The sequence below is a fragment of the Streptomyces sp. NPDC001858 genome (assembly GCF_053594615.1).
In genome coordinates this window covers 453319-465121 of the sequence record NZ_JBSFEV010000003.1, presented here as the reverse complement: position 1 = coordinate 465121, position 11803 = coordinate 453319, and the positions used below count along the sequence as shown (strand labels likewise).

Sequence of the window (11803 nt, the reverse complement as noted above, 5' to 3'; positions counted from 1 at the left end):
TTATCTACCGGGGGGTGGGAACAAACTTTCCCTACCCGACGCTGTTCCGTTCTGCGGGCGGCGGCCCCCGATCCCCGGGGCCGCCGCCTTCGGCGTTTCCCGGCCCTCGCGTGATCCACTGACCCGATGACGACCCCCGCGCCGGATCGCGGCGTACGCCTCGTCCCCGTACTCCTGGTCCTCACCCTGGTGAGCGGCCTGATCGACGCGGTCAGCTTCCTCGGCCTCGGCCACCTCTTCACCGCGAACATGACCGGAAACGTGCTGGTCATCGGTTTCGCCGCGGCCGGCGTCCCAGGCTTCTCCGTACGACATTCCGCGGCATCCCTGATCTGCTTCGCGGCCGGCGCGGTGGCGGGCGGACGCGTGGTCCACCGCAGCGCGAACGGCTCCCGCCGCACCTGGGCCCGGCTGACGCTGGCCACCGAGGCGGCCCTGCTGGCGGTCGCGGCGGCGATCGCCTTCACCACGGACGCGGCCACCGACGCGGTCACCACCGCAGCCACGACGGCGACCACCGACGCAGCCGACGGCCGCTTCCGGATCTACGCGATCATCGCCTGCACGGCCTTCGCGCTGGGCATGCGCACCGCGACCGTCCGCAAACTGAAGGTGGCCGACCTCCCCACCACGGTCCTGACGATGACCCTGACCGCCCTGGCCTCCGACTCCCGGGCCGCGGGCGGCTCGGCGGTGCGCAGCTTCCGCCGCGTGGCGGCCGTGGTGTCACTCTTCCTGGGCGCCCTGCTGGGCGCGTGGCTGGTCGTCCACCACGGCCTGGGCTGGCCCCTCCTGCTGGCAGCGGCGATCTCGGGCGCGCTGGCCCTGCTGGCAGGCGGGAGGGACTGATCACCAGGTAACCAGATCACCTGAACCGATCAGATCTGACCTGGCCCGACCTGACCTGAACCGATCGTTTCACTCCACGCTGACCCTGAGCTCCTTCACCCCATTGATCCACGCGGACCGCAGTCGCCGTGGATCCTCCACCAGCCGCAGCCCCGGCAGGGCGTCGGCGATGGCGTTGAAGATGAGGTTGATCTCCAGCACGGCGAGGGACTTGCCGAGGCAGAAGTGGGGCCCGCCCCCGCCGAACCCGAGGTGCGGATTCGGATCCCGGGTGACGTCGAACGAATCGGGATCGTCGAACACCTCGGGATCCCGGTTGGCGGAGGCGTAGAAAATCCCGACCCGGTCCCCCTCCCGGATCAGCTTCCCGCCGAGTTCGGTGTCCTGGGTGGCGGTCCGCTGGAAGGCGGTGACGGGGGTGGCCCACCGCACGATCTCCTCGGCGGCGGTGGCGGGCCGCTGCTCCTTGTAGAGCTCCCACTGCTCGGGGTGGGTGAGGAAGGCGTGCATCCCGTGGGTGGTGGCGTTCCGGGTCGTCTCGTTCCCCGCCACGGCGAGCATGAGCACGAAGAACCCGAACTCGTCGGAGCTGAGATTGCCCTCGTTCTCGGCCGCCACGAGCGTCGAGACGATGTCACCGGCGGGACACTGCTTCCGCTCGGCGGCCATGTTCATGGCGTAGGCAAGGATCTCGGCGGCGGACTGCTGCCCGACCTCGGGAGTGACGACGTACTCGGGATCGTCGTACGCGATCATCCTGTTCGACCAGTCGAAGATCTTCGCCCGGTCCTCCTGGGGCACGCCGATCAGCTCGGCGATGGCCTGGAGGGGCAGTTCCGAGGCGACGGACGTGACGAAGTCGAAGGAACCGCCCTGCGCGAGGGCGCCCGCGACGATGTCCGTGGCCCGCCTCCGCAGCCGGTCCTCCAGCGCGCGGATGGCCCTCGGCGTGAACCCACGCTGCACGATCTGCCGCACGCGCGTGTGCTCGGGCGGATCCATGTTCAGCAGGATCAGCCGCTGGGCGTCGATGGAGGCCCGCTCGATGTGCTCGTTGAACCGGATGATCGCGGTGTTGAGGTAGGAGGAGAAGATCTCCGGATGCGTGGAAACGTACTTCACGTCCGCGTGGCGGGTCACCGCCCAGTAGCCCTCGTCCTGGAAGCCGGCCACGTTGCCCGACTGCGGGATCCAGCGGACCGGTTCGGCGACCCGCAACTCGGCGAACTCGGGGAGGGGTACACGGTGTTGCAGCAGGTCGGGATCGGTGAAGTCGAACCCGTCGGGAAGCGCTGGACAGGGCATCGGCGGCTCCAGCCATCTGACGATGCAAGTCAATGGTAGATCTGACGAGATCTGACGGTTCATCAGAAATAGATTGCCGTGAAGGTAGTTCAGGACCCTCGAGGCTGCAAGACCCTTGCGGTGACCCACATCACGTAAGCAGACTGCACTGAGCAGAACTAGAACACGTACTAGTTCCGAAGGGATCCGCACCCATGGCCGCCGAACCCGTGATCGTGGAAGCAGTCCGCACCCCCATCGGCAAGCGCGGCGGCGCGCTCGCCAATCTGCACCCCGCCTACCTCCTGGGCGAGACCTACCGCGAACTCCTCGGCCGCACCGGCATCCCCGCCGACGCCGTGGAACAAATCGTCGGCGGCACGGTGACCCACGCCGGCGAACAGTCCATGAACCCCGCGAGGACGGCCTGGCTGACCATGGGCCTCCCCTACGAGACCGCGGCGACGACGGTCGACTGCCAGTGCGGCTCCTCACAGCAGGCGTCGCACATGACGGCGAACATGATCGCGTCGGGCGTGATCGACGTGGGAATCAGCTGCGGGGTGGAGGCGATGTCTCGCGTCCCCCTCGGCTCAGGCTCGAAGCACGGCCCGGGCAAACCCTTCCCGGAGGAGTGGAACGTAGACCTCCCCAACCAGTTCGAGGCGGCGGAACGCATCGCCCGCCACCGAGGCCTGACCCGCGAGGACGTGGACGCCCTGGGCCTGCTGTCCCAGACCCGCGCGGCGACGGCCTGGGCGGAGGAACGCTTCAAGAAGGAGACCTTCGCCGTCCAGGTCCCGACGACGGAGGAGGAACAGTCGACCGGCCAGGGCATGTGGCGACTGGTCGACCGGGACGAGGGCCTACGCGACACCTCGGCGGAGGCCTTGGCACGCCTGAAGCCCATCATGCCGACGGCGGTCCACACGGCCGGCAACTCATCGCAGATATCGGACGGCGCGGCGGCGATCATGTGGTCGTCGAAGCGCATGGCAAGGGCGCTGAAGCTTCGCCCGAGGGCGAGGATCGTGGCCCAGGCCCTGGTGGGCGCGAACCCGCACTTCCACCTGGACGGCCCGATCGACGCGACGAGGGCGGTGCTCGGCAAGGCGGGGATGTCCCTGAAGGACATCGACATCGTCGAGATCAACGAGGCGTTCGCGTCAGTGGTGTTGAGCTGGGCCAAGGTCTTCGACCAGGACCTGACCAAGGTCAACGTCAACGGCGGCGCGATCGCCCTGGGCCACCCGGTCGGCTCGACGGGAGCCCGCCTGATCACGACCGCACTGCACGAACTGGAGCGCACGGACAAGGAGTTCGCCCTGATCACCATGTGCGCGGGCGGCGCCCTGGCGACGGGGACGATCATCCAGCGGCTGTAGTCCACCGAACGAACGCCGAGAACACGGCGGGCCGGACGGCAATCACCGGCCCCGCCGGGTTCTTGGAATCACGAACGGCGACGGTAGCGGCCGAGGTTTCGGCGATCTCGACGCAATCCCCGCCCTGGTCACCGCTATACGAAGACCTACGCCAGCTCTTCTCCATAGCGTTCCTCCATCACTCGCCGGATCAGCCGTGCCGAATCCTTGAGGGAGAGAGCAGCAGCCCGGAGATGATCGTAACGGAGTGAACAGTCCTTGACGGTGTCCGGGTTCGCGCTCGGATACCCGATGCCATACCCCTCGGTATAGACGATGGTCGGGTCGCTGGAGAACCGGTAGAGGTTGAACGAGCCTTGCGTCCCGGGGTGCGCCCCGGCAGCGAACGGCAGCACCTGGACGTTGATCCGGGGGTCGTCCTCGAACGACAACAGACGGGCGAGTTGCTCGCGCATGACGGCCCGGCCACCGATCTCCTGGCACAGTGCGGCCTCACTCAACACCAGCCAAAAAACCGGAGGTTCACCCTTCTCGAAGATGCGCTGGCGAGCGAGCCGGACGGCGACGCGGTCGTCGAGGTCGTTCTTGTCAAGCACTCCGAGGACGGCACGCGCGTAGGCGGGGGTCTGGAGCAGGCCATGCACCAGGTGGGTCTGGAAGGTGCAGATCTCAGCGGCCCGCACTTCCAGCTCCGCCACTTGCCGGAACCAGGCCGGAAGTTGGCTGCGAAGGACAAGCTCGACGAGCCGCGAGAACAGACCGCCGGTCCCGAGGGCCGCATCCACGCGCTCACTGAACTCGGGGGTGGGAACCTTGCGGGCGGTCTCGACCTGTCCAACGAGCGACCCGGTGTAGTTGAGGATGCCCCCGAGCTGCTGCTGAGTGAGCCCGGCCGCTTCCCTTAACCGGCGCAGCTCGAACCCGTAGTAGTCGAGCGGAGAGGCTCCGGGATCGAGGACGTTGATATGGGTCACGCAGGACCTCCCACGACACAACGGGTTGTATTCACGGTGTAGCCCAGCGTAGTTGGAGCAGGTCACCCTCGTCCCGTGAACGGATACTTCCCCTCGATCTACGCGCCGCCGGTCCCCACGCAGTACCGGATGACGCTGACAGCCGGCACCCACTCGGCCCGCCACATCCGCAGAATCGCCCGCACCCTCCTGGAGGACTGGGACCTGAAGGACCTGACGGACCCGGTCGAACTGGCCCTGACAGAACTGATCGCCAACGTGGTCCGCCACACCCCGGACAGGCACTGCAAGCTACTGCTCCTGAAACAACCGACGGGAGTCAGAGCCGAGGTAACAGACAACCACGGCCAACTACTCCCGCCCCCAGCACAGTTGCACCCGGAGCCGGAAGGCGGCCAGGGCCTGTTCCTGCTGGACGCGATGGTGGACAAGTGGGGGGTGTCACTGGCATCCAGGGGCGGGAAGACGGTGTGGTTCGAATGCCGCGTCGCCCTTAACTGACATATGGACCTTCACTGCCAGTACACAGGGTTCCAGGACTTTCACGAGAATCGCGAAAGGAGCCTCACCGCCATTTCGTGCCGGTAGCCACGGGCGACACTCAAAGCAGATCCCTGAGACCCCTCCATGTTTGGCGATGCCCCGTAAGCCAGCAATATGGCGACTAGGGTTACCCCCATTTCCGTGCCGACTTGAGTTGCGGTGTCAGCCTCATAGTCCACAGCATGAGACAAAAGAGTCATCCCGCAACAGATCTCATTCGGATCAACTCCCGAATCAAGAAGTCGCGCCAGACCGTCAGGGTCTCCATTTTCGATGGCTTGATGGGCAGGAGTCCACAGGTTCTCAACATGTACAGACACTTTGGCAAGTATACATGCTGCAAGCCTCCCAATGAAGGCTTGCAACATCGATCACTAAGGCCTACCGGAAGTGTAATTTACCCTAATATTTGGGAAGTCCTGAAGGAACTGACCGATGATCCGCGTACAGGACGTACAGGCTTGCTGCGTGGACTGCAGAGTCAAGCTCCCTTTAATCTTAGAGGGAGCTCCCAGCTGATTAGCCACGTAGGTCAGCATTTTATACTCGGTATCCCACACACGAGGGTTGTTACCGGTACTCCTAGCTATATACCGAATAGGGTTAAGCGCATGCCCAACCGCCGGAATAAGGGGAGCCTGCTCATGCTTCCCACTCACAGCCAATAGCAGCCTCGGATCCTTCCCTTCCAGCAGAAGCATACCAGCGAGACCCGAACGACCATTCCCTAGCAGGCCTTTAGTCGCTAGCGCCTCAATTTGGGCTGCAAGCAATTTCGTTGTCGCATTGGTCGCCGCCTTGTTCAGCAGTAGCGACTTGAAACCCAGCTCGAAGGTACCGGTTTTGGGGGCAGCGCACACCTCTGGCTCATCCACTTCACACCCGTGGAGGAGTTCATCTCGAGCGTTCTTCACTTGCCCTTGCAGGAGGTCAACTAGCGGACCATCCGGTATTAGATCCTTGAGGAAACTGGTGGCCTTGTCCTCGATGGAATCCGTCCCGACATTTCCTATGCAGTGATTGTATGCGCAGGCAAGAACCTGTCCGTCATCGTTCCAAAGGGTCTGGCCATTACTGTGGTTCTCGCTGCCGGTACTCGTACCGCCGGAAGTGCCACTGCCCAGACTGCTATCCCCCGGCTGGGGGTGCGGCTTTGGTCCTGTGATCTGGCCGTGTCCGTCGCAAACGTCCTTCGGGCACAGGCCACTGGGGTCCGAGATGGTGACGGGGTTGTTGTTTGCGTAGGAGTAGCCGTGGACCTGTTGAGGGTCCGTCAGAACCAGGACGGGGTCGACGCTGACGAAGCGTCCGATCGTGGGGTCGTACTCGCGTGCCCCAAGGTGAGTCAGGCCTGTGTCCGTGTCCTTGGTGCCGCCGACAAAGCCCTTGTCGCCCGCCCAGGATGACGGCTGGGTTCCGCGCGGGGCACCGAAGATGCCCGTCTTGCGGCGCGTTATGGCCTGGGTGGCGTCCGCCGTGACCTGGGTGGAGGTCGTGCCGTGGTGGTCGGCTAGTAGGAAGGTGAGTTTGACGCCGGTGCGCATGGCGACCGTTTGGGTGCCGGTGCTGTAGTAGCGGGTACCCGTGGCCTTGCCGGCCTTGTCTACCTGGAGTTCGTTGCCGCCGGGCAGATAGAGCGTGGTACCCGTGGAGTCGGTGCGCGTCAGGCGCTGGCCGTCGGTGTCATACGTGTAGCTGGTGGACTTGCCGTTCTCGGTGACGGTCTTGAGGTGGCCTTCGTCGTCCCAGATCAGGTCCTGGCTGAGGGTGGTCGTGGTGCCCTGTTTGAAGGTCCGCGTCTCAGTGCTTCCGGCATCGTCGTACGTGTACGTCTCGGTGCGGGCCTCGGTGCCGGTCTGAGTGACGCTGGGCAGGTTGTGCTTACCCGTCTCGGGTTCGGCATAGGTGCGGACCGTGTCAGCGACGGGGCCTGCGGCCGTCTTGTGCTGCGTCTCGGTCTTGCGGTTGCCGACCGCGTCGTAGGCGTAGGTGGTCCAGTACGGGTCCTGGCCTCCGACCACGTCGCTGGAAGGAGCGGTGGCGCAGGTGCTTCCGGTGTTCGTCCAGGCCTCGGTGATGCGGGCGAGCGCGTCGAGGTTGAAGCACTGGGTGTCGGTCGTGCGAGCCGCGTCCTGTCCGTAGTTGGTGTTGATCTGGGTGATGTTGCCGGCCGGATCGTAGGTGTAGTGGGAGTCCTCGATCCGCTGGGGGGCGGTGTCCCGGTCGGTGTAGGCGTCGGTCAGCGCGCCGGTGTGGTCGTCGTAGACGCTGGTGGTCCTCAAGTGCTGACCGAACTCGCCGTATTCGAGAAGGGTGTTGCGGCCGTAGTGGTCGTAGACGGTGTCCGAGATCAGCGTGTCGCTGTCCGTGTCCATCCTCGACAGCAGGCCTGAGGTGTCGTAGTCGGTAGTGACGAACTCGTAAGGCAGGTCGGCGATCTCAGGCTGCTCGGTGCCCTTGAGCAGGCCGGTGTTCTCGTCGTAGAAGTTGAACCACTCATAGCTTCCGGCTGGCACGCCCAGGCCGTCGGGGACGGTGACCTTGGTTCCGACCGGCTGGTAGTAGGCGTTGTACTCGGTGATCTCGGTCTTGTACGCCTTGTTGCCGAGGTAGCGAATGGTCGTAGCGGGCTGGCCCTTGGCTACGTCGTCGTAGGTCCAGGCCGACAGCGTGGTGGTGCCCTTCTTCACCGCGGTGCGGCGGCCGAGGGCGTCGTAGTCCGTGTGCAGGGTGACATCGCGGGCGTCGGTGACGTCCGTGACGCGGTCGCCCTGGTCGTAGGTCGTGTGGGACCTGCCCGTGTCCGGGTCGACGACGACGGTCTTACGGCCGCGGACGTCGTACGTGTACTCCCACTTGGCCGCGGAGGGATCGGTGATCTGGTCGATACGGCCTTGGTTGTCGTACCGGTAGTGCATGGACTGCGACGACGTCCGTGCGACGTCCGTGTACTGCTTGAGTTCCACTGTGCGGCCGAGTCCGTCCACCACCGTGGTGGTCGCGGTGCCGCCCTTGGGCGGGATCACCGTGGTGGTGTCACCGGTGTAGCTGGTCGTGGTGCGCTTGGTCTCGTCGCCGAACTTCTTCGCGATGACCGCGGTGGGCCGGCCCGCGCCGTCGAAGACGGTCTCGGTGGAGGACGGGTACTTCGTCTCCTCCCCGGTCACGAGTACCGGTTCGGGCGTGCCCGTCGTGAAGTAGGTGCCCGAGGAACGCCATGCCTCGCCTCGCGTGTTGTAAAACAACTCCGTCACAAGGCGTCCAGCTCGGTCGGGAGACACCGCCTGCGTCTGGCGGTCACGCAACAGGCCGTCGTAGAAGGCGTAGCTGGTCTGGTACTTGAAGTTGTGGTCGAGGTGCTTGCTGGTGACCACGGCGGGGCCGTCGCTACGGACCAGGTACGCGTAGGAGTAGTTCGGCGCATTGGGGAAGGTCACGGCCGAACGGGTCGGCAGCCACACCTTGGTGACGCGGCCGAGGCCGTCGTAGGCGGTGGACGTGATCTGTCCGTTGGCGTCGGTCACCTCGGTCGGCTGGCCGCGCAGTGGGTCCAGCTTGGTCGTGCTGGTGTGGCCGAGGGGATTGGTCACCGTCGTGGCGGTCGGGTTCTCGCCCGTGACGGGCACGTACGTCGTGCGCGTGACCTCGCCGTACGCGTCAGCGGCCGCCAGCGCACGGCCGTACTGGTCGTAGCAGAGTTGGTTCTTGGCCGCACCGCAGACGCTGGGGACGGAACTGGTGATCTCGTAGCCGGTGCCGGTGCCGTTGATCCGCTCGGCCTTCGTGACCAGTCCCTTGGTGGGGGCCACTCCGAATGCGGCGTTGTCGAACGACGTGCGGACATCTTCGATGACGTCGCCGGGACGGCTGGCGGTGGCGCTGCACAGGCGGGCCACGGTTTCGGCACGGGCGACGGCGTTGAGAATCCACGCGGTGGCGTTGCGTGCGTACGTTGTCGTCGTGCACTTCTCGTCGCCGACGACGGTGTCGCTTCGGGTCTTGGCAGTGTCCCCGTGCTCGGAGACCTCGGTGACCATGCCGTAGGTGTCGAACCCGCGCGTGGTCTTCGTCGTGCGGGTGCCGCCGGTGACCGTGGTGCGGGTCTCCTCCGCCGCGACGCCTGTGTGGTAGGCCGTCAGGGCGGGCAGCTCGGCCTCGGCGCGGTCTCGTGTCGCCGTCACCGCCGAGCGCCAAGGCGTGTACGAGGTGGCCGCGACGAGCGCGCCCCCGTCGCCGTTGTAGGTCGCGGTCTCGCGGACCATTCCGGCGAACTGCTCACGGTCGGTGACCGCGGTCCCCGTCGAGTCCTTCACCTCGGCGCCGTCGATGCCGCGGAAGTAGCGGGACTCGGTCAGGGTTCGGGCATCCAGGCCGGCGCCCTTGCGGGTCTGGACGCGCTCGTAGCCGCGGGAGACGGAGTAGCTACGGTCCTTCGGCTTGCTGAACTCGTCTGTGCCCTTGGCCCACTTGGCGCCACCGACGTATGTGTAGGCGGTGACCGTGTCGGGAGACTCGACGAGGTTGTCGCCTTCGATGATCTGCTTGACCGGATAGATGGTGAACCAGTCCTGCTTGGCCGTCTCGCCCTCGAAGGGCCACTTGACCGGGTAGCAGCGTGTGGTGTTCGTTCCGTCTGCCAGAGGCAGGGTGGTCGCGGTGCAGTCCGGGTCGTAGTAGTCGACCCCGATGGTGCCGCCGGTCTCGGTCCTGACCTGGGACATGCGCAGTCGGATGAACGGCGCCAGGCCGTCACCCAGCTTGTCGACCCGGTTGGGCTTCTGAACGCCCGAGAAGGTGACTGCCGGCAGGGTCTCGGCAGTCCCGACCTTGCCGCTGTGCTGAATCGACTTCAGCCACATCGGGGTGGAGATGCCGTCCCCGGAGGCAGGGAAGTCCTGTGCCAGGGTCCAGGTGTCGACGTCCTTGTACACGCCGCCGGTCAGGATCCTGGTCGTGATGGTGGACAGGCGCTTCTGCGACCAGAACGTCGGAGAGTACTGGTCCTTGCACTCGGTCGCGCCGTCTTTGCAGTACTGGTCGTAGGGGACATCGGGCCAGTTGACGGCGTTGGCCTCGTCGAAGGTGCAGCCGCTCAGGCAGCGAGAGGACACTCCGAACTGGACCTGGCCCATCGCCTTGCCCGTGTAGACCGTGTCGTTGCGCAGACCGTAGTCGATGTGGTCGAGCCAGCCGCCGCGTACGTACGGGGTGACCGTGGCATTGCCGGTGGTCTCGGAGACGTTGCGGCCGTAGTTGTTGGACTCCTTGGACCAGTAGTAGGCCATCGCGTTGCCTCGCGGGTCCACCACGTAGTCCAGCTGCCAGCGCCAGGCCTGCTGGCACCAGCCCGAGGCGAAGGAGGAGTTGTAGCAGGGCTCGCCGGAGTGGTTGCCGAAGACCGGTGTCGTCCAGGCCGAGTTGGTCACCGGGTCGTCGGCAGCGGTGCCGTTGTCGCTCCAGCCCGGAAGCCTGTTGCGGCCGAAGAAGTACTGGGTGCCGTCGGCGGTGGTGACTTTCCAGTACTCGCCCTTGCCGTCGACGCCGGCCGTGCCGTCGTCGCCGTTGGTCGCACCGGTGAGCTTCTCCACCTTCTCGGCCGAGTCGTCAGCCGGGTGCCATCCCTCGGTCTTGTCGTAGACCAGGTCGATGGTCTTGCCGCCCAGGGACATGACGGCGTTGTCGTTGTACCAGCACTGGTCGCCGACTTTGGTGGTGTTGGTGGCGCCGCTCTTCTCCTTGTCCTCCTCGCAGGACTTGTAGCGGCGCTCGATGTAGCCGGGCTGCCACTCCCAGCCGTCGCCGATCCAGGAGGGCTGGTTGTTGGACGCCGAGGTGCGGCCGTCGACTGCCTGGGAGCTGTAGCCGAGTGAGATGCTGGGCGACAGGCCGCCAGGTACGGCAGGTGTGGCGATCGGGTACGACCAGGAGAAGCCGCCGGTCGCGCCGCCGGTCGTCCACGAGCCGGAGGGCTGCAGGGAAGTCGCCTTGTAGTCACCGCTGGCGCCGGCGGCCGCAGCGGTCGCCGCCAGTACCGTCACGCTCGTGGACGTACTCGAGGCGGCGGGCAAGGGAGCGGTCGCGGTGAGCGTTCCGGCCTTCGTGTTGTTCGTCGTGGGCAGTGGCTCGGCGACACGGCAAGCCGGCTTGTCCGGGGTGGTCAGCGCGCATGCGGGCAGTTGCACCAGGCGCAGACGGGCAGCCCAGTCACCGCCGTAGGCACCTTTGAAAGAGTTGTAGTCCACCAGTACCGAGGTGCTGGTGGCTGATGTGCCGCCGTCTGCTCTGGTGAGGGAGAACAGCAGGCCGTCGACTCCGGCCCTCCGGGCGGTCTTCTGGTCGGCGAGTGTGACGGTCGCCTGGGTGGGTTGTGCGGCGGCGGGCAACTGCTTGTCTCGCGGGGCCGCGAGGGCGAACGGGAGAGAACCCGCCTTCTTCGCACCGGATTTCGTGCCGGACTTCGTGCCGGTCGGGTCCAACTTGACCGTCGCGGTGCCCGCTTCCGGCCAGGTGACCTTCGGTGCCTTCCAAGGCCGCGCGGCATCGGACCGTTCGTCCGTACTGCCGGCAGTCATTCGCTTCACTGCCACGGTCGGTGGCTGTTTCGGCTGGGGAGATTCGACTCCCTTGACCGACGGAATCGCTGCCACGCTGTTTACGGGCAGTACTCCGAGTATGAGAGCAGCGGAAATGAGGCCGCCCCATCTACGCGCGCCGTACCTGCTCACGCCCCACCCCTTGTGACGGTAAATGAATGAATCTGCAGGACAA

The 11803-nt window shown here is 65.7% G+C and carries 8 protein-coding genes; 3 read left to right on the top strand and 5 right to left on the bottom strand.

Annotation, left to right across the window (positions count from 1 at the left end; genetic code table 11):
• Positions 1 to 126: 126 nt before the first annotated feature.
• Positions 127 to 849, top strand: coding sequence for a YoaK family protein (locus tag ACWCPF_RS06700; protein WP_451043848.1), 723 nt, complete (start codon positions 127 to 129; stop codon positions 847 to 849).
• 69 nt (positions 850 to 918) lie between these two features.
• Here the strand turns inward: ACWCPF_RS06700 and ACWCPF_RS06695 are convergent, their stop codons facing one another.
• The gene (locus ACWCPF_RS06695; RefSeq protein ID WP_451043847.1) at positions 919 to 2154 is read right to left on the bottom strand and encodes a cytochrome P450; all 1236 of its coding nucleotides are present in this window, start codon (positions 2152 to 2154) and stop codon (positions 919 to 921) included.
• A gap of 194 nt (positions 2155 to 2348) precedes the next feature.
• Between ACWCPF_RS06695 and ACWCPF_RS06690 the strand changes: the two genes are divergently transcribed.
• Complete coding sequence (locus tag ACWCPF_RS06690; RefSeq protein WP_451043846.1) at positions 2349 to 3518, top strand: steroid 3-ketoacyl-CoA thiolase; 1170 nt, start codon at positions 2349 to 2351, stop codon at positions 3516 to 3518.
• Here the strand turns inward: ACWCPF_RS06690 and ACWCPF_RS06685 are convergent.
• Both ACWCPF_RS06685 and ACWCPF_RS06680 read right to left on the bottom strand, forming a co-directional pair.
• The gene (locus tag ACWCPF_RS06685) at positions 3502 to 3684 is read right to left on the bottom strand and encodes a DUF397 domain-containing protein (protein WP_451043845.1); all 183 of its coding nucleotides are present in this window, start codon (positions 3682 to 3684) and stop codon (positions 3502 to 3504) included. The two genes, ACWCPF_RS06690 and ACWCPF_RS06685, sit on opposite strands and share 17 nt — an antisense overlap.
• Positions 3665 to 4492, bottom strand: a complete 828-nt coding sequence (locus ACWCPF_RS06680; protein ID WP_451043844.1) for a helix-turn-helix domain-containing protein — start codon at positions 4490 to 4492, stop codon at positions 3665 to 3667. Before ACWCPF_RS06680 ends, ACWCPF_RS06685 begins: the two co-directional genes overlap by 20 nt.
• 75 nt (positions 4493 to 4567) lie before the next feature.
• On the opposite strand from ACWCPF_RS06680, the gene ACWCPF_RS06675 reads away from it, so the two are divergent.
• Positions 4568 to 4993 carry an ATP-binding protein gene (locus ACWCPF_RS06675; RefSeq protein WP_451043843.1) on the top strand — a complete coding sequence of 142 codons (426 nt, stop codon included), beginning with the start codon at positions 4568 to 4570 and terminating at the stop codon, positions 4991 to 4993.
• A 41-nt stretch (positions 4994 to 5034) separates the two neighbouring features.
• Here the strand turns inward: ACWCPF_RS06675 and ACWCPF_RS06670 are convergent, their stop codons facing one another.
• On the bottom strand, positions 5035 to 5403 hold the full coding sequence (locus ACWCPF_RS06670) for an ankyrin repeat domain-containing protein (protein WP_451043842.1): 369 nt from the start codon (positions 5401 to 5403) through the stop codon (positions 5035 to 5037).
• Positions 5404 to 5409: 6 nt separating this feature from the next.
• Entirely contained in the window at positions 5410 to 11607 is a 6198-nt protein-coding gene (locus tag ACWCPF_RS06665) for an RHS repeat-associated core domain-containing protein (RefSeq protein ID WP_451043841.1), read from the bottom strand.
• Positions 11608 to 11803 lie beyond the last annotated feature (196 nt).

Bases quoted from the DNA above. Each gene is read 5' to 3' on its own strand.
- ACWCPF_RS06700 (WP_451043848.1), top strand. From the start codon at position 127: ATGACGACCCCCGCGCCGGATCGCGGCGTACGCCTCGTCCCCGTACTC.
- ACWCPF_RS06695 (WP_451043847.1), bottom strand. From the start codon at position 2,154: ATGCCCTGTCCAGCGCTTCCCGACGGGTTCGACTTCACCGATCCCGAC.
- ACWCPF_RS06690 (WP_451043846.1), top strand. From the start codon at position 2,349: ATGGCCGCCGAACCCGTGATCGTGGAAGCAGTCCGCACCCCCATCGGC.
- ACWCPF_RS06685 (WP_451043845.1), bottom strand. From the start codon at position 3,684: ATGGAGAAGAGCTGGCGTAGGTCTTCGTATAGCGGTGACCAGGGCGGG.
- ACWCPF_RS06670 (WP_451043842.1), bottom strand. From the start codon at position 5,403: ATGTTGCAAGCCTTCATTGGGAGGCTTGCAGCATGTATACTTGCCAAA.
- ACWCPF_RS06665 (WP_451043841.1), bottom strand. From the start codon at position 11,607: ATGACTGCCGGCAGTACGGACGAACGGTCCGATGCCGCGCGGCCTTGG.